Origin of the sequence: Treponema bryantii (assembly GCF_900111035.1) — a bacterium.
Classification (GTDB): domain Bacteria; phylum Spirochaetota; class Spirochaetia; order Treponematales; family Treponemataceae; genus Treponema_D; species Treponema_D bryantii_C.
Map to the genome: position 1 here is coordinate 164,885 of NZ_FOFU01000004.1, position 24,996 is coordinate 189,880.

Below are 24,996 nucleotides of genomic sequence, written 5' to 3' on the forward strand. Positions count from 1 at the left end.
ATGTTTAAAACGTCAATAAATTTTTAAGATTTTTTTTATATTTTTATAGAGGATTCTACATAATATTGCTTATTATTCAATGAAAACGTAAGCTTTTCAGAGTGTAAATACAGTCTTTTTGCAGGTGTACCACCATATAATGTATCGCCGAGGATGGGAAGACCGCGGCTTGCGAGATGAACGCGAATCTGGTGAGTATGGCCAGTGTGGAGACTGCATTCTATAAGAAGGCACGGGCGGCCTTCTACGGTAATTTTGCGAAGGTTTCGGAAGTCTGTTTTTGAATACTGACCTCCGCGGCTTTCAGGCACTTCACCCCATTTGCCCTGCCGGGATTTTCCGGTGATTCGGCCCATATACATTTCTACAGTGAAAGATTTTTCTACATTCTTTTTATCTTCTACTATGGCGAGGTACTGCTTTGTCAGGTCATGACTTTGGAAAAGTTCTGAAACTGCACCGTTTACAGCTCTTGTTTTAGTAAACAGAATAACTCCGCTGGTTGTGCGGTCCAGACGGTGCATGATTCCCACATACGGCGGATTACGCAGAGAAGGATTTCTCTTCCATAAATAATCTACAACTGCATCATGAAGATTTGCACGGTTTCCGGTAATTGTCTGTTCAACAGGATAATTATAAGGTTTATCAACAAAAATCAGATTTTCATCTTCGTGTAATATAGAAGAATCTGTCATTTCAAAAGCAACATCATCAGGCTGCTTTTCGTAAAAAAAACGTTCAGCATCAAAGCGGACTTCAATACTGGATTTACCCCTTAACTCAAAGGCCGGACGGTTCACTACCTTGCCATTAACCTGAATTGTGCCCGCCATTATAAGCCGGCGGATTTTTGAATTGGAAAAATCTCCTTCAATCTTCGCTGCGAGCGGTAACTCACGACGAAGAAAAGTATCAAGCCGTTCTCCACCGTTTGATTCTAATTTAATTCTTGATTCTTGCATGGTGTATTTTCTTCTGTTCGTACAGATCCTGATCTGCCATCATCAGAAGCTCATTTAAATCTTTATATTCTGGACTAAAACGTGCTGCTCCGATACTCATAGAAAGCTTAAAGATTAAATTATTTCTTTCACTGATTTCTACGCAGATATTATCGATTTTTTCACGGAGTTTATCAAGAAAGGCAATGTCCATTCCAGAAGCAATAACACCAAATTCATCACCACCTAAGCGGCCTATTATATCAATCTTTCTGAAGGTTTTTCTTAATACTTCCGCAGCAGCAATAATTGCTTTATCTCCATTTTCATGACCATATTTGTCGTTTATAGTTTTCAAGCAGTCTAAATCTGCAAAGAACACAATACCATTCGTATCAACATCATCAGAAAAGAAAATCAGTTTCTGACCATATTCCATAAAACCACGGCGATTTAACAGATGTGTTAACTCATCTGTTTTTGAACTGATGCTAAGGTCATAATTACGTTCCTTAAGTTCCTTATTCATTGTTTCCAGAAGACGCTTTTGATTCACTGTCATTGTATAATCGTAAGCCTGAACAATAACACTGGTAATTACCTTAAGGAGAATACTGTTCATTCCAAAATCAGTTCTCTCTGCCTTACAGAAAAGATAACCATACTGAACTGTTCCCATAATTACCGGCTGAAAAATATAGCATCCTGGATTTGACTGCATTCTCTCACGATTAAAAAGAGATTCTTTTATATTGATATATTCGCTTTCTTCAAAATAATCAGCATCTCCATTTTTAGTATCTACCCGCAAAAGGAGTCTTGCTTCATCCGGCATATTAAAAGTACCTTCGCGCATTACTGTTACCGGTTCACGTAATACAAATACAACCAGTTTAGAAAAACCTGAAGTATCTACAATAGATTTAAAAGATTCTGCAAAATCACTCAAACTTGAAGTACCTTTTATTACATCAAAAAGATTTCCAACACGGCGAACTTCCTCATAATGACTAACAGCCGCATTAAAGACATCTCTTTTCTTCTGCTCCAGAAAATCTTCACAACCACAGGAACGGCGGTAAACAGACTTTAGTTCTGTGTTAACAAATTTTGGAAAATCAGTACCTTCTTCTTTTAGCAACCGCATTCCGAATTCTGCAGCAGCATAACCCTGTTCTTCAATTGACTGATCAACTGTGGCTAGTGTTGGTACACAGAGAATTGAATGGGAAGTATTATCAAAACCAAATACCTTCATTTCAGAAGGAATCTTTATTCCCAGTTCTGAAAAATAATCCAGAACGGCCATTCCCATAAGATCATTTGCACAGATTATTGCTTCATATTCGATATCTTCTTTTTTGTGATATTTTGATTCAAGTTCTGCTCTGGCAGAGGATCTTGTAAAGGCACCGTTGAGCACCCACTCTTCATGGAATTCCAGATTATGTTTTTTCAGGGCATTTTTAAAAGCCTTAAATCTTTCTTCGGCTTCCTGCGACTGTATTTTATTTGCTGAAAAGAAAGCTATTTTTGTACAGCCATGTTCATTTTTCAAATGTCCGACAATTTCGTCGTAAACAGAATCACAATAAGCAGTTGTATAATAAACGCCAGGCTCATCAAAATCCATTCCAATCGAAATAACCTTTTTGGAAAAGAATGGTCTAAAGAGCTCTTTCAGTTCATCACGGCTTCTGTAAAGACAATATGTATTAGAAACAATTATTACTTCATCAATAACTTTTGATGTAAGATATTCAACAGATGCCCAGCACTGGTAATCGTAAAGGCCATCAATAATATGAGGAGTTCTAGTCTGCGCAAAGAAAACGCGGACATCTTTTTTATCAGAGAAATAACGGTATATTCCATGCAGGATTTGATCTGCATATTCAACCGCAAAATTATGAACCAGAACTGCTACGTTATACAAAACCCTCTCCTTAGGTTCTATTTTATCTCATAATCCGGATATTCGCCATTAGAAAATATTTTTACCCTGCATTGTTCCATACAGACATCTTCTGCAAAGGCGGTAAGGTCACAAGCCTCTGGCCCAAGAAGATCATCAGGATGATAGGAAGTTTCTATCTCTGATTCTTCTCCTTCTCCGGCAAGACGGGACATCGCACCGTTAATCACAACAATATCATGCATTAAGGTTATAAGATTATGGCAGTGCTTTTCTTCATATTTTTCATCAAGAAAAAGCAGCTGCATTTTTTCTATGGATTTATGATTTTCTGCTTCAGGAACAAAACCACTCTTATAACTGCAATTGTTTACACGCTGCCATTCTGCAAAATCTGAAAAGAAGCGTGACGGGTATATACGAAGTGGCTTTAATATAGAAAGAAACCACGGAACTGCACGGCCCGCAGTATAGAATGTTCTGCATGCAAATGCAGTGTCGCGGCAGTAACGGATATCGGCAGCCGAAAAAGTTCCGCTCACCTTAGCTTCTACTTCTTCATTTTCTGTCTGCGGAAAATCTATATGGTTCGGATACTGTTGAACTGCAAAATCAAGACGTTCCATAAACAGTTTCTGCGAATCACCAGGAACTGTCGCATAAGTAAGATGGAAACCAAATACAAGGCCAGCTTCATTAAGAAGTCTAGCTTTATTTGCGTAGAATTTTTTATCAAAAAGAAGATGTCCGCCTTTTTCCGTGCAGACAAGAGGTATATCAAAAGAACAGAAAATATTAGAGGCCGCTGCAATAACCTCGCGGTCAATTACAGAAGCCTCAGTTAAAAAAGAAACAAAAACCTGTGGCGCATGCTGTGCCACAAGTTTCATAAGGCGGAGGAGTTTATTTTTATCACGGGAAACCTTTTCATCGGTTACGGAAAGCTCAGTAATGCCCTTTTCTGTAAGGTGCGAAATCTGAGCTTCCAGTTCCTCTGCCTTAAATTTATATTCTTTCATTTCTTCAACTAGAGCAGTTCTATTCCGTGTTTTTTACAGTCAGCTTTGATTTCGTCTGTCCAAACGCTTACCTGAGTTTCACCAATGTGAGCCTTGCGGAGCAGGAACATACAAAGACGAGACTGGCCGATACCGCCACCGAGAGTCTGTGTAAGTTCTCCGTTGAGAAGACGTGAATGGAATTCAAACTTAGCACGTTCAGGACATCCGCGTTCTTCAAGCTGAGCCTTAAGACTTTCTGGACTTACACGAATACCCATTGAAGAAAGCTCGAATGCTCTTTCAAGAACAGGGTTCCATACAAGGATATCTCCATTAAGTCCGCGGTGTCCGTCTCCACATTCAGTAATCCAGTCATCATAGTCTGGAGCACGTCCATCGTGAATAGTTCCATCATCAAGTTTACCGCCTATACCTGTAATAAATACAGCACCGTACTCTTTTGCAACCTTATCCTCGCGCTCTTTTGGAGTCAGCTTTGGATAGAGTCTCTGCAAATCATCTGCATAAAGAATCTTGATATCCTTTGGAAGTATTGGCTTGAGCTGTGGATAGCGGTCATAAAGGAAGAATTCTGTACGCTGAATACAGCGGTAAACCTTCTTTACAATTTCATGAAGATAGAAAACGGTACGGTCTTTTGGATCGATTGCCATTTCCCAGTCCCACTGGTCTACATATATAGAATGAATTGCATCAAGTTCTTCATCAGGGCGGAGGGCATTCATATCAGTATAGATACCAAAGCCTGGTTCAAGTCCGAGTGAAGTTATCTTCAGTCTCTTCCATTTTGCAAGTGACTGAACGATTTCCATTTTTGCATCGCCGAGATCTTTTACAGGGAAGCTTACCGGGCGCTCAACACCGTTGAGGTCATCGTTAATTCCTTTTCCAGCATCTACAAAAAGAGGTGCAGTAACACGTGTAAGGTTGAGTTCTGTACTCAAAGCCAGCTGGAAGAAATCTTTTATTGCAACAATTGCATGCTCGGTTTCACGAGTTCCGAGAATTGCTTTATATTTACTTGGTAATTTAATCATAAGTCAGTTCCTGAAAAATTAAGTTTACTCACCATCATAGTTAATGAGTGTTGTTACATTACAAGGTGCAAGAACAGACTTATAATTTAATGCGGGAAGACCGATAACGCCAAAGAAATCAGTTACTTCCCCGCCTCCCTGCTCAATCAGGTTCTTGGCAGCTGCGAGCGTGCCGCCAGTAGCAATTAAATCATCTACAACAAGATAGCGTCCGCCTTTTTTAATGTCGGCTTTGTGAACTTCTATTGTTGCAGTACCATATTCAAGAGAATAGCTGCACTGGTATGTTTCTCCAGGGAGCTTTCCTTTTTTGCGAATCAATACGAGAGGAATTCCGAGCTTTTCTGCAAATGGAGCTGCGAAAATAAAACCACGGCTTTCTACACCTGCAACTGCATCGAATTTAACATCCTTATATTTTTCAATCATCTGCTCAATACAAAATTTAAGAGCATCAGGATTTACAAGAACTCCTGTAATATCATAGAAAAGAATTCCTGGTTTTGGGAAATCAGGTACACGGCGCACAGCCTTATCAAGCATCTCCAATGTCATAAGAAACCTTCCGTTAAAAAAAATAACGAAATTATTATAATTCTATGCGGGATTTAGTACAAGTAGGTATTATAGAATAGAATCTACCAGTTTTTTAAAATCAGCATCCTGAACAACATCTGAATACTCAAGTCCTTCTGAAATGCTGAATACTCCATCATTTTCAACAATTACTTCTTTAGTTTTATTTAATTCTGTAGAAGCGTCTTCGAGTTCTGGAATTTCCTGATCAATATTTTCACCAAAAGATATCATTGAGAAATCTGGTTCCGGAAGATAATCTGGAATTTCTTCGGTAAGTTCTTCTACCGGAGTTTCCTGGTTTTCCTGTGGGGATGTCTCCGGCTGTGCAGTTTCTGCCACTTCCGGCTGATTATATTCAGGAATTGGATAGAGTTTTATATCAATAGTATCTGAGCCAGATACAAAATATGGGCTGAAATCGCCAAGTTTGAGCTCTTCTGCATAGAGATTTTCTACTGTTGGGAATTTTTCTGATGCGAAGAATGTTTCATTTGATGTTCTATATTTTCTTTCTGGAGCAACGAGAGATTTTAAGTATGCTTCAAGTTTAATTCTTTCTGATTTTTCTTCCTGCTCTTCTTCATCAAGAGCCTCGAGTTCCTCATCAACTTCGTCGAGTTCATCGAGTTCTTCTACCTCGTCCAGTTCTTCTACTTCGTCTGCATCTTCGAGTTCTTCTTCGACCTCTTCAGAAACATCTTCGACTTCCTCAGTTACATCGCTGTCTTCTGCGAGCTCTTCGACATCGTCAGTTACCTCGGCTTCTTCTGAAAGCTCCTCGACGTCTTCGGCAAGCTCTTCGACCTCATCAATCTCATCAACGTCTTCTGCAAGATCTTCTACTTCATCAATCTCATCGACATCTTCTGCGAGGTCTTCTACATCGTCAGTAAGTTCCTCAACTTCATCAAGTTCTTCAGCGTCATCTAGCTCATCAACATCATCTAATTCTTCAACTTCATCTGCCTGTACTGGAGTTTTAACAGCTTTTACCGCACTCACTGCAGCCCCTGCAACGACACCTGCTCCGGCTGCAGCAACAGGCATAACAATATTTCTGTTCTGAAGAACTTCTTCAAGCATACGGCGGATTTCTGCAATTGATACACCAGTTAATTCAGCTGTTCCAGAAGCATTTGCAGCTGCCGGTGTACCAGCAGCTCCAGTACTTTCCCCTGCTTTACTCTCAAAAATTGCAAAAATATCTTCCCAATTCTTATCAAGATAATCAGAAAGCTCTTTTCGGCGTTTCTTTGAATGAACAGGGAGACTCTTTATAATTTCATCACTTAAATCATTTCTGCGCTGACGGAGATGACGTGCTATATCATTCCACTCGCGTTTTTCTTTTCCATCAATATAGTTTTCAACAATTTCCAGCTGGATTTTTTTAATCCGATTCTGAAGGGTAACCATAGGATCACGAATAAAACTGAAAAGCAAGAATACTACAAGCAGAATCGAAATAAAAATACAGATATAAATGAGGATTCTGATTTCTGCAGAGAGCTCAAAAATATCACTTGTATATACAGAACTTATGCGAATTTTTCCAATTCTGTTACTTGAAAGGCTCACATAATAACGGCCGTCCGGCATTGCAAGAAGCTTCTGCGGCTGCTGAACTGCATCTCCGCCACGTAAAACTTCACTTCTGGCCTTCCAGTAGCTGATAAACGGAGAACGTAACTCATTTTTAGTTCCACGAGGAATATCAAGGACAAATCCGCCGTTATAATCATCATCAGAATAAAGAGTGAGTCCCCTACCCATCGAAACTACATCCCGACGGATAAGTTCATTTTCAACTTCATTCAGATTCAGATAGAAAAGAGCAATTCCAGAATAAATACCGTCTACCCAGCAGAATGGAACGCTGATAATAAGACGTGAACGGCTTTCATCACAAAGGAGAACAGTTTTTGTTTCACTTGTGATTTTCTGAAGCTGCTCAAACGGTATTTCACCTGCGTCTTTGATAATGTCGTTGTAATTCTTGTAGATTTTGGATATTCCGCTTTGTTTCAGTAAATCCGTATCATCATAAGAACTGTAATGAACGTTTCGCCCGTTCTTATCAACAATTCTGATACCACTGAGGGCTGGAATATCTGAAAAAAGTGTTTCCGTAAGCTTTCGGCGTGTATTTACGTCACTTTCCGAAGGATTCTGGACATAATATGAGCGCACCGAGGCATTTTTTGTCCAGGCATTGTCACCTTTTTCAACTAAAGAGAGAATTTCCGAAATGTATGAATCACAGCTCTCCGAAATCTTATCTAGCTGACCCGTGTTTTCTTCGATTTTTGACTGAGCATAAAATCTGGTTTCCAGCGTTTTAAACAATCTGGAATTTAAACTCAAGACAAAAACCGCAAACAGCGCGAGCGCCGCTAGCAGACTGAAAGCAATCTTCTGGCCAGAAGTCATTTCTACTTATACATTATCGGCATAAAAGGCCGATTTCTGCATGTCAAAAACTCGAAAATATTTGCGGAATAATCATAAATGAGGTAAACTTAACGCGATGATTGATGTAGAGAAAGAACAGCAGGCTGTTCCACGTGCATTACTGGTGGGAGAGCCCGGAAACAATTTACAGGAACTCAAGGGTCTGGTGCTCACTCTGGGCATGGATGTAATTCAACGTCTCACTCTTAACCGAATGGAAGTTCATCCGGCTTATGGCATTGGCAAAGGTAAGGCTCAGGAAATTGCAGAACTTGCAAAACAGATTGAGGCAGACTGTATTATTTTTGACTTTAATCTTGAACCACGAAAGCAGAGAAACTGGGAAGAACTTTCCGGTATTTCATGCTTTGACCGGCAGGAAGTTATCATACGTATTTTTGGGCAGCGTGCTCAGACAAAAGAAGCCGTTCTTCAGGTAGAACTTGCACGGCTTTCCTACTCGCTTCCACGACTTGCCCATATGAACAAGGACTTTTCACGACAGCGCGGTGGAGCATTTGGTGCAAAAGGTTCGGGAGAAACTCAGCTTGAGCTGGATCAGCGCCAGGTTCGCGACAAAATAAGCGCAATCAAAAAAGAACTGGCAGAAATTGAATTAAACCGCAAAACACAGCGTAAACAGAGAGATAAAATGCCTTCCTGTGCGCTTGTTGGTTATACAAATGCCGGAAAATCTTCCCTTTTGAATGCACTTACAGGTGCCGACGCATACGTAGAAAACAAACTTTTTGCAACCCTGGATCCGCTGACCCGAAAACTTCCGCTTAATGAAAGTGCCGGAGTTCTTATAACAGATACAGTTGGATTCATAAGCAATCTTCCACATCACCTTATAGACGCATTTAAGTCTACGCTGGAAGAAGCAGTTTATGCAGATTTACTCCTTCTCGTTCTTGATTCTTCAGATCCGGATGCAGAATTCCAGTATGATACAGTATGTAATGTTCTTGAAGATATTGGGGCAGATAAAAATCCGCGCCTTATACTTTTGAACAAGATTGATAAGGGTGATGATGAAAATCATACTCTTCAGAAACTCCGCCTAAAATTCCCTGATGCAATTCTGATTAGTGCAAAAGAAGAAATCGGCTTCCTTGATTTGAAATCAAAGATATACGAGTTGCTTTATGGAGATGTTGCAAATTATATTCTTCCGCCAACACAGACAGTTCTCATAAACGAACTGAAAAAAGCCGGCTGTATTGAAAAAGAAGAATGGCTTGATGATGGAGTTCATCTGACAGCCCGTGCAACTGGAAGACTGGCAGCACTTCTTTCGCCATACATCACAGAATAAAATCTATTTTATAGAAGGAAATCTATGTCACGAATAAATGACGAACTTCTCAATAAAATTCTTCTCACAATAATTGCTTTTATTCTGTTCATAATTCTTGTGGGAACCATTTACGCCCTGGCTGTAAGGAAAAAAAATACACCTCAAAATCTTATAGCCCAGGGAAAAGCAGTAAGTCTTATGAGCCCTTCAGACACTGATGAAGTTTCTTATTATGAACTTGGAACAATCCGTGTTTCAACAGCAAAGGCAGATTCAGAAGAAGGCGGCTCTATAATGATTCTTTCGCCATGGTTAGCCTACCCTGCAGGCGATACGGTTTTCTTTGAAGAGATTTCCCGAAAAAGCGGAACTATAAAAGGAATATTTCAGGCTTATTTTTCTGCAAGAACAAAAAATCAGCTTCTTACCGAAACCGAAGAAAAAATCGTAAATGTTATAATGGATGAAATAAATGCCGACATGGCACTTGGAAAAATCAGCAGCATTTATTTTACCGATTATCTGTTCCTCGAATGACACTCTTCTTAAAAAGTTATATACTCACTGTTGTTATACAACACAAACAAATAATTAACAAAAGGAATAATTATGTGCGCTAAAACTATACCAGCCAGAAAAGATGTACCTTCTAAGGATAAATGGGATTTATCTTCTATATATAAATCAGATGATGAATGGGAAGCTGCCCTTAAATCGCTTCCAGAACTTACTAAAAAAGCAGCAGCTTTTAAAGGTCGCCTCGGCGAATCAGCTGAAACTCTGCTTTCTGCACTCAAGGAACTTGAAAAAGTAAATCTTGTAATGGAAACTGTTTATCACTATGCATCACTTCAGCATGAAGCAGATGAAGATGATACTCAGGCTACAGACCGTGACGGTCGTGCAATGATGGCTTATACCCAGATGCAGGCAGAATTAAGCTTTGTTGATCCTGAAATTCAGGAAATTGAAGAAGAAAAGCTCCGTACATGGATTAGCCAGCCGGATTTTGCAGATTATCGTATTTTTATAGAAAAACTTTTACATTTTAAGCAATATATTTTGAGTGAAAAAGAAGAAAGAATTCTTTCTCTTGCCATGCAACCTGGTCAGACAGCAGAAACAGCATTCAGCGTACTTACAAATGTTGATATGAATAAGACTTTCGGTACAGTCACCGAAAACGGCGAAGAAAAACAGCTTACAGAAACTACCTGGAGTCTTTTCATGCATTCTCAGAACCGCGCCGTTCGTGAAGAAGCTTATAAAAAATTCTATGCAAAGTTTGAAGAACATCAGAATACTATTGCAGCACTTTATGCAGGTTCTGTAAATCAGGATGTTTTCAGCATGCGTGCCCGCGGATATAAGAGTTCTCTTGAACAGGCACTTTACGGAAACAAGGTTCCAACTTCTGTATATCATAACTTAATTGACTGTGTTCACAAGAATCTTCCATCCCTCCACGACTATTACAAGCTTCGCCGCGAAATGCTCGGCCTTGCAGAGGGAGAACTCCGCCATTACGACGTATACGTTCCTCTTGTAAAATCAGTTGAAACAAAGACAACTTACGAAGAAGCAGTAGAAATCTGCCGCAACGCCCTTGCCCCACTTGGAAAAGAATACACAGACCGTCTTTGTAACGGCTTACTCAATGGCTGGGCAGACCGTTATGAAAACATCGGTAAAAGAAGCGGTGCTTTCAGTTCAGGATGTTATATTGGAGATCCATATATTCTTCTCAACTATAATGAAGAAAATATACGTGATGTATTCACAATGGCACACGAAGGTGGACACAGTATGCACAGCTGGTATGCCGTACACAATAATCCGTTTATGTGCTATGACTACACTATTTTTGAAGCAGAAGTTGCCTCAACTTTCAATGAAGAACTCGTATTTGAATATCTCTATAAGAATGCTAAAGACGAAGATATGAAAAAATATCTTCTTGCAATGCGTGCAGATGATATTCTTGCAACCCTCTACCGACAGACAATGTTTGCAGAGTTTGAACTTAAGGCTCACGAACTGGTCGAAAAAGGAACTCCTCTTACTCCAGAACTGCTCCGCAAGATTTACCGTGAACTTCTTGAATTGTACTTTGGTCCAGAAATGCATTTTGAATCTAACAGCGATATGGAAGGACTCCGTATACCTCATTTCTACAGCGCATTCTACGTTTACAAGTATGCTACAGGTGTTTCTGCAGCTCTTGCTCTTTCAAAACGCGTTACAAACGGTGGAGAAGCTGAACGAGAAGACTATTTTAAGTTCCTTAAGAGCGGTGGTTCACGTTATCCTATTGAAGCACTTAAAGTTGCTGGCGTAGATATGTCTCAGACAGGTCCAGTTCAGGATGCATGTGACGAATTCAAAAAAATAATTGCGGAATTGCGAAATCTGATACATAATTGATTATTGCAATGAAAAAGGTAGCATTATTTGTTCATAATCTGACAGTAGAATATGCCCTTACCGTAGCTCAGGGAGCAGCCGCTTATTATACAAAAGATAAGGATGTGCAGTTGATTCTTGCTCAGACAAATCAGCCGCACTACCCTTATGGACTTTATGAATATCAGTACTGGGCTTCTGCCGAAATTCTGAATTCTGATGATATTGACCTGATCATGCTGGTCTCAAGCACCTACGAGACCTATATCAAAGAAGAAGAACTGCGCAAATTTATAGAGCCTTTTACAAAGAAACCGATTGTTTCAATTGCCGTAGATTTACCGTTCAAAGATGTTCATTATACCAGCTGCGACTGCGACAAAGCCTTTGATCAGATTGTAAGCCATCTTAAAAATGTTCACGGCTGTACAAAAATCGGTTTTGTTTCAGCAAATGCTACAAATTCCAGTGAAGCTCTGGTACGTTTTGATGCCTTCAAAAAAGCCCTGAAGAAAAATGGTTTGAAATACAACCCGGACTGGACAATAGAAGGCTATTTTATAAGAGAAGCTGCAAAAAACATCACCTTAGACAGATTTAAATCAAAAAATGAAATAGAATTTGATGCTCTTGTTGCTGCAAATGACCTCATGGCAGAAGGCTGCATGGAAGCCCTTGAAGAACTTAGAGTAAAAGTTCCAAAGCAGGTAAAAGTCATTGGTTTTGATGATTCTACCAGAGCTTCCTTTACAACTCCTTCACTTTCTACTATAAATCAGAATATTTTTGAGCAGGGATACAAGGCATCAGAACTTGCACATAAACTGCTTACCGGCGCAACAATTCCACGAGAGACAAAAACTTCCGCCTCTCCTATTTACAGACAATCCTGCAGCTGTATTACACAGAGTAATACAACCTTTGCAAGTAAAAATCAGGAAGGAAAAAACATTCAGAATCAGCACTTAAATTCAGAAACTCTGGAAAAATATACACAACACTTTTCTGATACAGTAGCAATCTACACACTGATTGATACCTTCCATACCACTCATACCTTAAAAGAACTTTTCGGAACCCTTTCTCAAATTACAGTACAGCTTAATTTCAGCTCAATGGCAGTTGTTCTTTATGAAAAACCAGTAAGCTTTAAGAAAGAAGAGACCATTGTTATTCCAGATAAGGCATATTTGCGCAGTTATATTGATAATAACAAGCAGATTATTCCTTATGATGATAAAGGAATTGAAATCAATCCTCATAAAAAGCTTTTGCCGGATACTTATTTTGCACAGATGTCAGGAGTTTATATTCTTCATGCTATTTTTGCAGGTGAAAAGCAGTATGGATATCTGATAATTCAGGTTCCAAACACAAAATTTGAAATGCATCATATATATCTGAAGCTGATTATAAACGCCATTGCACATGCCTATGAATTTAATCAGACTCTGGATATAAACGAAGTGCTTTCTAACCGTAACGAACGGCTTTTAAAGAATAATCACGAACTAAATATCCAGTCTATCGAAGATGAACTGACAAAGGTTCTTAATCGCCGTGGCTTTATTGACCATGCAGAAAAAGAACTCAAACGTGCCGCCAAAAACGGAAAAAGCGGTATTGTTTTCTTTGCAGATATGGATGGCCTCAAAAAAATCAACGATACCTGGGGTCATAAAGTAGGCGACATAGCAATTCAGACAGAAGCAAAGATTCTTGTAGAAGCATTCCGTGAATCAGATATAGTCGGACGTCTCAGCGGCGATGAATTTGCAATTGTATCAACCGGACTTACAAAAGGCTATATATCTGCAATAAGACAACGTTTGGATCAGCTGAACAGGCTTTATTCTGAAAAAGCAGAACTTCCGCTTACCCTTTCCATCAGTCTTGGCTATGTTGAGTTTACTCCTGAAAACTGTGAACTTGATGAACTGCTTTCAAAAGCAGACCAGGTACTCTATAAAGAAAAAGAGATAAAACACGCATCCAGAAATTCCTAAAGATTCGTAACTTTTCGTCCGATAATTGTTAAGTATAACTATACAGCATTTGCAATATACACAGAACCGTGATAAAATTGTCTTTGTTGTTAAAAGTTAGGAGACGATTAAATTGGACAAGTCAGAGTTTAAAACATTTTTATCAGCCATTCCAAAAGCAGAACTTCATATTCATCTTGAAGCAGTAATTTCATTAAACGGAATTAAAAAGCTCTACAAGAATAACTTCGGCAAAGAAATGACAAAAGAAGAGCAGAAAGAGCTCTTTTCATATAATGATTTGAACGGCTTCATTCAGTCGTTCCTTAAAATTCAGGGAATGTATTCTTCTGTTGAAGACTTCCGTATAGTTTTTGATGAACTTAAAGACTATCTTGTTAAAAACGGCATTACTTATACAGAAGTTTTCTTTGCGCCTACAGCATTCCTTAAACTTGGATTTAAATACGAAGACATGGTTCGTGTTTTCCACGAAAAAATCACAGAAATCAAAAAAGAAACCGGTATTACAATTAAGCTTTTGATGGATGTAAGCCGTACTTTTGGTTGTGATAACGCAATGCATAACTATGAGCTCTTAAAGCAGTATCCATGTGAAGACATAATTGGAATTGGTCTTGGTGGAGCAGAAGCAAAAGGCCCTGCAAAAGACTTTGCTCCAGTTTACGAACGTGCTATTAAGGAAGGCTGGCATGCAGTAGTACATGCCGGTGAAGATGTAGGTCCTGAAAGCATCTGGGATTCCATCAATTATCTTCATACAGAACGTGTTGGTCACGGAATTACTGCCATTCAGGATGAAAAACTGATGGAAGAACTCAAAAAATCACAACTTCCAATCGAAATCTGTATTACATCAAATACATTTACAAAGAAGATTGTTCAGAAAGCTAAGGATCATCCGATTCGTGCCTTCTACGACAAGGGAATTGCCGTAAACATAAACACTGATGACCCTGTATTCTTTAAGACTACCCTTCTCGATGAGTTCTGGATCTGTCACAATGATTTGAACTTTACGATGGATGAAATTAAGGAACTCGTTAAAAACAGTTTCCGTCAGTCATTTATGAGCGACAACGAGAAGAAAGAAGCAGTAAAATCTGTCGACGCAGCATGGCAGATTTAGAAAAATACTATAACAAATTCCACGAAGAACACCGTCTCACAACCCGCCATGGGCAGGTAGAATTCCGTACCACCATGCATTTCATTGAAGAAGCACTTCAGAACTTCGACGCTGATACTGCAAAAATCGCCGACCTCGGAGCAGGCACAGGACGTTATTCAGTTGAACTCTGCCACCGTGGATATGATGTAACTGCCGTAGAACTTGTAAAGCATAATCTGGAAGTGCTCCGCGCCAAGCATGAAAACATCAAAACCTGGCAGGGAGATGCCCGTAACCTTCACTTTCTGGATGACGAAACCTTTGACGTTACCCTACTCTTCGGACCACTTTATCATCTTCATGGCGACAAGGAAAAACTCAAGGCACTTAATGAAGCAAAGAGAATCACAAAAAAAGGCGGAATAATTCTTGTTGCCTATGTAATGAATGAATACAGTGTGATTTCCTACTGTTTTAAGGAACATAAATGGAATGAAGTCGCAGCTAAGGGCGGACTCAGTCCAGATTTCCACACCATCTGTGATGAAAGCGAACTATATGACTACGTTCGTCTTGAAGATATCAACAGACTAAACGCCGCGGCCGGAGGTCTTAAACGAATCAAAATTATTTCTGCAGATGGACCTGCAGATTATATGCGCCGCGAACTCAACGAAATGAGTCCGGAAGAATTTGAAGCCTTCTGTCAATTCCAGCTTTCAATCTGTGAACAGCCGGAACTGACAGGAGCAGGAAGCCATTGTGTAGACATACTCCAAAAAAACTAGTGAAAACAAAGAAGAGGGTTTATAATAAATTATGATGGATTTACGAATCATTTATTTAATAGCGTTATTCATCTCACTTGTTGCACTTTACATCTACTACGAATTCAATTCAAATAATCTTAACAAAAACTACCTTACACTATTTCTGACAACCTTTGTATCAAATTTCGGATATGCAATGTCTGTACATGCAGACACTCTGGAAGGAGCTCTTTCGGGAAATCTTCTTTCGTATATCGGAAGTATTTTTACAATTCTATTTGGACTTGTTGTTGTCATAGACATGTGTCATAAACGTTTTTATTTTATTCTTCGCTTTGGACTTGTAATCACAGCAACTGTAATCAGCATTCTTTTAGCTACAACAAAAGAAACAGGCTTTTTCTTTAGTGACCCATATATTATAAAACAGTATGGCTTAACACTCATAAAATTTAAAATGGGTCCTGCAATGATTTTATACATAGGGTTTCTTGCACTAATAAACCTTAGCGCAATACTCACCGTTATTCATTCAATTTTTACAAAGAAGAATGTTTCCAAAAAATCCCTGCAGATTCTTTTATGCATGCTGATATTCGGCACAATGGCTTATATTATTCCGATTTCACTTGGCACCAGAATAAACTTAATGCCATATACCTATATTATTATGGAAGCTTTCTTCCTGTATTTTTCGGCAAAAACAAATACTTATGATCTTCAATTGAATCTGCTTAATGTATATAAAAACCGTACAGGCTATGGTTATATTGCTTTTGATAATAAAAAACGTTTTTTAGGCTGTGATACTTTTGCTCTCACCTTTTTTCCGAAATTAGGAGACCTCTCTCTCGATTCTTATATTCCAAAATCCTATTCAAACATTATTGAAAATCTTCATTACAAAGATCCAAAATGGGAGTGGAATGAACATTGTAACGAAGATTTCAGAATTCAATATGGAAATAAAGCCGGTATCTGCACAATTCACAGAATTTCTACAAGCAGAATGAAGATGGGATATTTTCTGGAACTTAGAGATGATACAGAACAGCAGAATTATATAAAAGGACTCAATTCCTTCAACAAAGAGCTTTCTCATCTTGTTAAAGAAAAAACCGAACAGGTTACTGACATGCAGGATTCCATCATCAGGGGAATTGCGACTATGGTTGAGAGCCGCGATAACTCTACGGGTGGACATATTCTGCGTACCAGCGACTGTATTCAGATTTTTGCAGAAGAACTTTTAAAACATAAAGAGATTACAATAATCTCTCCAGAGTTCTGTAAGCTGCTGGTAAAAGCAGCTCCTATGCATGATCTTGGAAAAATTGCCGTAGATGATTCCATTCTCCGAAAACCTGGAAAGTTTACTCCAGAAGAATATGAAAAGATGAAGGAACATCCTGCAAAAGGTGCAGTAATCGTAGAAAAGGTTCTTACAGGAATTGATAACGAAGATTTCCGGAAGATTGCTGTAAACGTTGCTCATTATCATCATGAAAAATGGGATGGAACTGGGTATCCGGAAAAGCTTAGCGGAGAAGCAATTCCTCTTGAAGCACGTATAATGGCGCTTGCAGATGTTTTTGATGCACTTGTAAGTAAACGCTGCTACAAGGAAGCTAAGTCTTTTGATGAAGCTTTTGAAATTATCAGAAATGATTTAGGAAAACACTTTGACCCAGTTATGGGCGCAATCTTTATAGACTGCCGCCCACAACTGGAAACCTACTACAGTTCAACAATCAACGAGATATAACACCCTAGCGTTTCAGGTAAACCATTAACAGCATAATGTCACTGTTTCTGATTCCGCTGATACGGTTTGCCTGTCCAAGAGTTACCGGACGGATTGCTTCGAGTTTATTGCGGCTTTCTGCCGAAAGCGACGGAATACTGCCGTAATCAAAGTCTGCAGGAATGCGGGCATTCTCCATTTTGTGAAGTTTTTCCACGCGCTTATCCTGCTTTTCTATATAATACTTATATTTTGCGTCAATTTTTGCCATTTCCCAGTCTGCTTCAGGGTAGCCGGGGTTTTCCATATCAGGCTTTTTAAGAAGCAGTGCTTCAATTTCTGAAAGACGGGCATATTTTTCGTTTACAGCATCAAACTGAGCCTGAGTTTTAAGGCCGCAGCGAAAAGCGTATTTTGCAAGGCGGCGGTCTGCTGTATCGTGACGGAGCTTTAAGCGGTATTCTGCGCGGGCAGTAAACATACGGTAAGGCTCTTTTGTTCCGAGAGTTACAAGGTCATCAATAAGTACGCCGATGTAAGCCTCGTCGCGACCAAGAATTACCGGCTCAAAATCTGGAATCTTGTAAAAGGCATCAAAACCTGCATTCTTCTGAACGCCACGCTCGTAGTCATTGAGCTCGTGAGTTTCGCGTTCTGAGATTTCGGCAAACTTTGCTTTTTCTTCGTTTGTCATATCTGCCTTAGGGCGGAAAGCACCTGGCTCTGTACTTGAAGCAACACCATTGAGTGTATGAGGGATTTCTGCAAGAGGTCCGCAAAGCTTAATGTGCTCACGCGCATAAAGACCGGCATTCATTCCGGCAATAAGTCCCTGACCGGCTGCTTCCTCATAACCAGAGGTTCCGTTAATCTGTCCAGCATTAAAAAGACCTGCAACACGTTTTGTTTCAAGTGAAGGATAGAGCTGTGTCGGTTCAACAAAATCATATTCTACGGCATACCCCGGACGGCTCTGTACGGCATTTTCAAAACCGTGCATTGTACGCATAAAGGCATCCTGTACACATTCAGGAAGGCTCGAAGAAAGTCCATTCAAATAAATCTCATCTGTTTCAAGACCTTCCGGCTCTACGAAAATCTGATGGCGGTCGCGGTCTGCAAAGCGCATAACCTTATCTTCAATAGAAGGACAGTAGCGAGGACCAATACCACTGATTTTACCAGAATAAAGCGGCGAGCGGCCAATGTTGTCGCGGATGATTTTATGAGTTTCTTCGTTTGTATATACGATATGACAGTTTACAAGAGGGCGTTCTACACGCTCTGTCTCAAAACTGAAAGGAATTACTTCTGTGTCACCCGGCTGTTCGTCGAGTTTAGAAAAATCTACAGTTTTGCGAAGGATGCGCGGTGGAGTTCCTGTCTTAAGACGACCGGTTGTAAAACCAAGACGATGCAAGCTTTCTGTAAGTCCGTATGCAGCAGGCTCACCTACACGTCCGCAAGGAGCATCATATTCACCAATAAAAATACGGCCACCAAGGAAGGTACCTGTTGTAAGAACAACAGAGCGAACAGGAATAATACGGCCGCGTTCAGTAACAACGCCGGTTACCTTCTGACGCATTCCGCTCTTTGCAGCTTCTGTGCGTCCGTCTCCACGGAACTCGCCAGGGATAGTTCCCTTTTCTGCAGCACTGTCACTGTTCGGAGGAAGAGGTGTTGTAGATGCTGTAGTCAGGATATCAATTACCGTATCCATCAATGTATAAAGATTTTCAGTTGTTTCACAGGTTTTACGTGCAAGCTGAGAATAAGTAATCTTATCAGCCTGAGAGCGAGGTGCCTGAACAGCAGGTCCGCGGCTCTTATTGAGCATGCGGAACTGAATCATAGATTTATCAATCAGCTTAGCCATCTGGCCGCCGAGTGCGTCAATTTCACGAACAATATTTCCCTTTGCGATTCCACCAATAGAAGGGTTACAACTCATTCTGGCAATTGCATCTGGAGTCTGGGTAATAAGTACAGTTTTCAATCCCATTCGTGCGCAGGCAAGTCCTGCTTCAATTCCCGCGTGACCGGCTCCTACAACAGCCACATCATAATAATCATAAAAACCAGGCATTTCTTCTTCCCTATATATAGAAGTCGATTATACTTAAAATATCTCCCTTGCACAATTATATATACGTTTTTTCTATATTATGTTATAATGGAAAGGTGAATAATGTTGATTTAAAACAGATTAAGGCTGTTGCATTTGACATCGATGGTACTCTCTACAGGGCATGGAAGTTCAATCTTCGTATTGCTCCTTATTTTCTGTTTCATTCTTTCTTCTTCTTGAAATATGGTCTCGTTCGCAACATTATGCATAGAACTGAGCCAACTCCAGAATTTGTAAAACTCCAGGCTTCGCACATGGCAAAAAAGCTCAAGTGTTCGCCGGAAGAAGCAGAACAAAGACTTGAAAAGATTATTTACAAAGGACTGGAAAAATACTTTGTAAACCTGAAGCCTTGCAAAGGGGCTTTGGAATTCATTCATAAACTCAAAGATAATGGATATAAACTTGGACTTCTCTCTGATTTCCCTCCTGAACAGAAGGGTGATATCTGGGGAGTCCGTGATTTATGTGATGTAGTTCTTGGTTCAGAAGAGGCGGGAGCTCTTAAACCGGATCCTACTCCATTTCTCCGACTGGCAAAGGAATTCAACCTGCCGCCGGAACAAATTCTTTATGTGGGAAATCATCACAAATACGACATTCTTGGAGCGCACAACGCGGGCATGAAAACAGCCTGGCTGATTCTTCCGCATTGCGGATGGATTGGTAAAAAATCAAAAATAGCTGATTTAACTTTCTGGCATTATAACCAGTTATCAGACTGGTTCTTTGGTTCAGAATAACAATAAAAAATTGGGTGGGGATAAAAAATGGAAATCTTAATCGCAATTCTCTTTTCTACAGTCATTTCAATGGGAGTGTCTTTGTACTTCCGTATGCTAAGTAAGAAAGACGACCCTCTGGAACGAATCAATAAATTTGCAAACAAGAAAACTAATGAACTCAACGAAGCTTTTGGAAAAATTCAGACCAGATTCAATACGATTATTTCAGACTTCAACGCACAGCAGACACAGGCAAATGCCGCAGTAAAACTTTTAAAGCAGCAGAATGAAGATTTTAACGCTAAGATGCAGACCTTTGATCAGAGCATCAATGCAGTAAAAAACATTAAATCTCAGATTGATGCATATTCAAAAATTCTCAACGAGCTCAATGATATGACAGCTCAGGTTGAAGAGAATCTTGAACGTCTTCATAAGGAAAGCGGTGTAATTACTTCTCTTGATGGAAAGCTCTCAAAACAGCAGCAGCAGATTGTCGCAATCGAAAAGAAAATTCCAGAAATCTCAAAGGAATTCTCAGCAAAGAATGCAGAGCAGCTTAAGGCAGTTGGCACTACACTCATTGAGAACTATGAAACCCGTGCTGCAAAACTTACAGCAGATATTAAAGCATCACAGGGAGATGCAGAAAAAGCTCTCAGTGAAATCAGACAGAGTATTCAGGAAGCTTATAATGATGCTGCAGCCAGTGCAGAAAAACTTGAAAACACAGCCTTTGTTCACCTCAGCGAGCAGGCTCAGCAGAGAACAGATAAATATCTTAAAGAACTCGGTGATCAGACAGCAGCCCTTCAGAGTGAACTCGAGAAGCAGACTCTCGCAATCAGAAATGACATTACAAACAGAACAGGAATCATTCATTCTGAACTTGAAGCAAAAGAAAAAGAACTTATCAAAATGTTTGAAGATAAGACAGCCGCTGCAACTGCTTCTTACAAAGAATCTGAAAACAAGCTCCTTACAGATGCAAAAACAAATCTCATAAAGATTAACGAAAAGTTCAACGAAAAACTCGGACAGCTTTCAGAAGCCTTTGCCGGTAAAGTGGATGCACTTCAGACAAAATACAATCAGCAGCTTGAATCTATCGGCGGACGTAACGACGGAATTATTGCAAAAACTCTTGCCCGCTTTAATGAAGACAGCAATAAACTTGAAGCAGAATACACAAAGCAGATGGAAAGCATTCAGAAGAAAAATGAAGGTAACTACTCTGCCCTTTCTGAAAAGTTCAACAGTGACTTCCAGAAATTCCAGGAAGCCTATACTTCTGCTTTTGAGAATGCAACCGCTACAAATAATAAGAAGGTAAATGACTTCAACCAGCTCTTTGTAGAAGAACACAAAAAGTTTGCAGAAGAACACGAACGCCTTATTCAGGATTTTGCTGCAGCAATAAATGAATCACAGAGCGCAAACGACAGAAAGCTTGCAGAACTCAAGGATTCTCAGGATGAACAGATTCAGAGCCTGAACGAAATCTACAATTCAGAATATACAAAAATCAAGGAAGAATACCTCGGCCGCTTTGAGTCACTTCAGGATGAATATTCACAGCAGATTGACGGCCTTCAGAATGTATTTGGAAACCGTATCGAAGAGCTTTCTAATACAGAAGATGATTACAAGGCAAGAATTGAGAATCTCCGCAGTCAGCTCGAAATCAGTCTGCGTCAGTGCAACGAACGTTCAGCTTCTCTCCAGACAGAAATTTCTGACATGCAGGAAAAACTTACTGAAACCCTCAAACAGGTTGCTTCAGAAGCTACAACTTCCGTTCAGAATGCAGAATCTTCTGTACAGGCAATCAAGACTCAGTGTGATGAAGCAGAACGTAAAGCTGCCGCTCTTAAACCAGAACTCGAAGAAAAGATTGCTCAGATGAATATGAGTCTCGACAACGTTCAGAACGAAACTCTTCAGAAACTCGAAAGACTTCAGTCTGCAACAGAAGCTCAGATTAACGCAATTCAACAAGAAACAACTTCAAAGATTGAACAGCTTCAGGATGCATCTGATTCTCAGATTACAGCCATTCAGAGAGAAACTTCTGACAAACTTGAACAGTTCCAGAACACATCTGAAAATCATATTGAAGAAATTCAGAAAGAAACTGAAGAAAAGATTGATCGTATTCAGACCTCGGCAGATAATCAGATTACTGCAATTCTTTCTGAGACAGGAACAAAAATCAAAGAGTTCCAGGCTAAAACAGAGCAGGCACTTAAAGCACTTCAGAGTGATTCTGCACAGAAGTATGAAACTATCAAGGCAGAAAGCAATTCTAAGTTTGATAATTTCAGAAAAGAAACAAATACAAAGATTGAAGTTTTCCAGAACGAAGCTGATAACCAGATTGAAGACTTTAAGAAAGATGCTGCTTCAAAAATCGGAAGTTTCCAGAATGAAGCAGAAACTCAGATTGCAGAATTCAAAAAGGATACAACTGCAAAACTTGAAAACTTCCAGAACGAAGCAGACCGCCAGATTGAAGGCTTTAAGGGAGATACTACAACCCGTCTCGACAACTTCCAGAACGAAACAAATGCTCGTCTCGAAAGCCTTACAAAAATCATTACAGATTCTGTTCGCAAGGCAGTTTCAGAAAGCGAAGTTAAACACCTCAATATTCTTGAAAATGTCGACAGCCAGCTCAATGCCTACAAGAAAGATATTGAATACAAACTGTCACAGATTCAGGTTTCAGAAAGCGATATCGATACACTCGAAAAGAGCCTTAAGGCTGCAATGGCCGAAGTTCAGAACAGAATTCTCAGAGACTTCGATACCTTTACTACAAGCCAGAAGCAGAAGCATGAAGAATTCAGTAATACAATCAAAGAAGATTCTGCCGAAATTGAATCTAAGATTACAGAAATCAACCGCTCACTCGACAGCCTCAAAGAAACTGCAACCGGCAGCATGAGTGCTAAGATTCAGGAATTTGAATCAGAGTTTAATCAGATTCTTTCAACAAAGAGCAATCAGATTGATTCTGATCTTTCTGAATGGAAGAGTGACCTTGATACAAAACTCACAAAAATCTCTAACACATACGAAGACAACCGTAAAAAGCTTGAGACTAAATATCTTGATGAGTTCAAGACAGGAATTGAAGGACTTCAGACAAGAGCTTCTGATCAATACACAAAAGTTGCCGCATCCATTGAACGCACAAAGCAGGAAATGGAAGATTCAATTAAAGACATTCAGGACTTTGTTAACCGCTATAAAAGTGATACAGATAATTCGCTCAACACTCTTACAAAAACATCTGAAGAAGTTCTTAAGAAAGAAATTGAAAACAATAAAGAACTTGTACAGACTACCCTTTCAAAGCTTCAGGAAGAATTGCTTGGAGACCTTAAACTGTTTGAAGAATCTCTTAAGACAAGACAGGAAACAGGTTCATCTTCAATCGATGCAGCTCTTGCAGAATTCAATACCTGGAAGCAGCAGCTTAAAACTCAGTTCGAGGATTCAGCCGCAATCTTCAATACTGACCTTGAAAAGTTCAAGGCACAGTCTGATGATAAGATTAACGAAGAAGCACAGAAGCTTCTCCAGAATATGAATGATTACGCAGTTGCAGTTCAGAATCAGCATAATGAACTCAACGACAAGATTGCAGATCTCGAAAACAAGACCGGTACTTCTATTAAAGAATACGAAGAAAAGTCAAAATCAATTTTGAATCAGATGGGCAGTATGTACAAGAAAATGCTTGAAGATACTAAGGCTCGTCTCGAAGAACAGGATACAGCAGCAAAAGAAAGAACAGAAGCATTCAAGAAAGACATCAAGGAAGCAGAAGACAGAAATGCTGCAAATCAGTCTGCCTTCACTCTTAAGATGCAGGACAACGCAAACCTTATTCAGACCCGACTCGGAGACATTGAAAAGGAATTGCAGGACGTTAAATCTAACATTCAGAACTATGAAACTGCAGACAAGATGCGCCGTCAGCTCGAAGCAAATGTTGCAGAGCTTAACAATTCATTCACAAAACTTAAGGGCTATGCAGATTCAGCTGATAAGATGAACGTTCAGTATACTTCTATCCTTAAGATTAACGAAGAAATTAACCGCCAGCTTGCAGGAATGGAAGCACAGAAGAACCGCGTTATTGGTCTTGAGCAGCAGTTCAATAAGATGCTCGCTCTTTCAAACACAATTGATGATCGAATTCAGTCTTTGAACACAACTTCTGATGACCTGCAATCTATGGAAGTTACAGTACGTAATTACAACGACCGTCTCCAGTATGTATCTGAACAGTATGAACGTCTGGACAAAAAGGATGAAGTTGTAACACGCATTATGACTGATGTTGATAATCAGTTTGAAAAACTTAAGGAACTCGAACAGAGACTTACAAACTGTAACCGTCAGGCTGTTTCATTGCCACAGGAAATCAAAGAGGTTCAGGCAAACGTTGATAAGATTCTCCAGAGTGGACCAAAACTTACTACAGCAATAGGAAAACTTGAAGATCTTGATGGAATTATTTCTGATACAGAAAAGAGAATCGAAGCACTTAATTCTGTACAGAAAGGTATTCAGAAAACACAGCTCGACCTTGAAGGCATCAACCGCGATGTTGATAACAAGTTCAACATCTTACAGAAGATGACTCAGCAGGAACTTGCTAAGAAGCCAAGAGCAAAGGGAAATACAATAAATCCTCAGATTAACGAGACTGTAAGAACCCTTAAGCGTAAGGGCTGGACAATTGCAGAAATTGCAGAAAATGTAAAACTTACAGAAAACGAAGTAGATTTAATTCTTCAGTTACCGGAGTAGGCTATAATAGAAGAGCCGTTAAAAAACGAGCTGC

At 39.7% G+C, this 24,996-nt stretch carries 16 protein-coding genes; 9 read left to right on the forward strand and 7 right to left on the reverse strand.

The window, feature by feature from the left end:
• Nucleotides 1-35 precede the first annotated feature (35 nt).
• The 6 genes from BMY21_RS08855 to BMY21_RS08880 form a co-directional block, all read right to left on the reverse strand.
• A complete protein-coding gene (locus tag BMY21_RS08855; protein WP_074643028.1) occupies nucleotides 36-965 on the reverse strand; it encodes an RluA family pseudouridine synthase in 930 nt (309 codons plus the stop codon).
• Nucleotides 946-2,880 carry a diguanylate cyclase gene (locus BMY21_RS08860; RefSeq protein ID WP_074643030.1) on the reverse strand — a complete coding sequence of 645 codons (1,935 nt, stop codon included), beginning with the start codon at nucleotides 2,878-2,880 and terminating at the stop codon, nucleotides 946-948. Before BMY21_RS08860 ends, BMY21_RS08855 begins: the two co-directional genes overlap by 20 nt.
• Before the next feature lie 17 nt (nucleotides 2,881-2,897).
• Nucleotides 2,898-3,878 (reverse strand): hypothetical protein, encoded by a 981-nt coding sequence (locus BMY21_RS08865; protein ID WP_074643033.1) that lies wholly within the window; start codon nucleotides 3,876-3,878, stop codon nucleotides 2,898-2,900.
• A gap of 8 nt (nucleotides 3,879-3,886) precedes the next feature.
• The gene (asnA, locus tag BMY21_RS08870) at nucleotides 3,887-4,918 is read right to left on the reverse strand and encodes an aspartate--ammonia ligase (protein ID WP_074643036.1); all 1,032 of its coding nucleotides are present in this window, start codon (nucleotides 4,916-4,918) and stop codon (nucleotides 3,887-3,889) included.
• A 24-nt stretch (nucleotides 4,919-4,942) separates the two neighbouring features.
• On the reverse strand, nucleotides 4,943-5,473 hold the full coding sequence (locus tag BMY21_RS08875; RefSeq protein ID WP_022931078.1) for an adenine phosphoribosyltransferase: 531 nt from the start codon (nucleotides 5,471-5,473) through the stop codon (nucleotides 4,943-4,945).
• 69 nt (nucleotides 5,474-5,542) lie between these two features.
• A complete protein-coding gene (locus BMY21_RS08880; protein ID WP_143064200.1) occupies nucleotides 5,543-7,927 on the reverse strand; it encodes an SNF7 family protein in 2,385 nt (794 codons plus the stop codon).
• A gap of 97 nt (nucleotides 7,928-8,024) precedes the next feature.
• Here BMY21_RS08880 and hflX point away from each other — a divergent pair, with 97 nt between their 5' ends.
• The 7 genes from hflX to BMY21_RS08915 all read left to right on the forward strand — a co-directional run bounded on the left by hflX (nucleotide 8,025) and on the right by BMY21_RS08915 (nucleotide 17,303).
• Nucleotides 8,025-9,266 (forward strand): GTPase HflX, encoded by a 1,242-nt coding sequence (hflX, locus tag BMY21_RS08885; protein WP_074643041.1) that lies wholly within the window; start codon nucleotides 8,025-8,027, stop codon nucleotides 9,264-9,266.
• Between the two features lie 24 nt (nucleotides 9,267-9,290).
• Complete coding sequence (locus BMY21_RS08890) at nucleotides 9,291-9,785, forward strand: flagellar basal body-associated FliL family protein (protein WP_074643043.1); 495 nt, start codon at nucleotides 9,291-9,293, stop codon at nucleotides 9,783-9,785.
• Nucleotides 9,786-9,857: 72 nt separating this feature from the next.
• A complete protein-coding gene (gene pepF, locus BMY21_RS08895; protein WP_074643045.1) occupies nucleotides 9,858-11,672 on the forward strand; it encodes an oligoendopeptidase F in 1,815 nt (604 codons plus the stop codon).
• 8 nt (nucleotides 11,673-11,680) lie between these two features.
• Nucleotides 11,681-13,657: a substrate-binding and GGDEF domain-containing protein gene (locus BMY21_RS08900; protein WP_143064201.1), complete on the forward strand. Its 1,977-nt coding sequence runs from the start codon at nucleotides 11,681-11,683 to the stop codon at nucleotides 13,655-13,657.
• 112 nt (nucleotides 13,658-13,769) lie between these two features.
• Complete coding sequence (gene add, locus BMY21_RS08905) at nucleotides 13,770-14,786, forward strand: adenosine deaminase (protein WP_074643051.1); 1,017 nt, start codon at nucleotides 13,770-13,772, stop codon at nucleotides 14,784-14,786.
• The gene (locus BMY21_RS08910; RefSeq protein WP_074643053.1) at nucleotides 14,774-15,556 is read left to right on the forward strand and encodes a class I SAM-dependent methyltransferase; all 783 of its coding nucleotides are present in this window, start codon (nucleotides 14,774-14,776) and stop codon (nucleotides 15,554-15,556) included. Before add ends, BMY21_RS08910 begins: the two co-directional genes overlap by 13 nt.
• Nucleotides 15,557-15,587: 31 nt before the next feature.
• Nucleotides 15,588-17,303 carry an HD domain-containing phosphohydrolase gene (locus tag BMY21_RS08915; RefSeq protein WP_074643054.1) on the forward strand — a complete coding sequence of 572 codons (1,716 nt, stop codon included), beginning with the start codon at nucleotides 15,588-15,590 and terminating at the stop codon, nucleotides 17,301-17,303.
• 4 nt (nucleotides 17,304-17,307) lie between these two features.
• On the opposite strand, the gene BMY21_RS08920 is transcribed toward BMY21_RS08915, so the two are convergent.
• Complete coding sequence (locus BMY21_RS08920; RefSeq protein WP_074643057.1) at nucleotides 17,308-19,371, reverse strand: tRNA uridine-5-carboxymethylaminomethyl modification enzyme MnmG/GidA; 2,064 nt, start codon at nucleotides 19,369-19,371, stop codon at nucleotides 17,308-17,310.
• Nucleotides 19,372-19,466: 95 nt separating this feature from the next.
• Here BMY21_RS08920 and BMY21_RS08925 point away from each other — a divergent pair, with 95 nt between their 5' ends.
• A complete protein-coding gene (locus tag BMY21_RS08925; protein WP_074643059.1) occupies nucleotides 19,467-20,156 on the forward strand; it encodes an HAD family hydrolase in 690 nt (229 codons plus the stop codon).
• A gap of 27 nt (nucleotides 20,157-20,183) precedes the next feature.
• A complete protein-coding gene (locus BMY21_RS08930) occupies nucleotides 20,184-24,962 on the forward strand; it encodes a SpiroCoCo family coiled-coil protein (protein WP_074643061.1) in 4,779 nt (1,592 codons plus the stop codon).
• The last annotated feature ends 34 nt before the right edge of the window (nucleotides 24,963-24,996 follow it).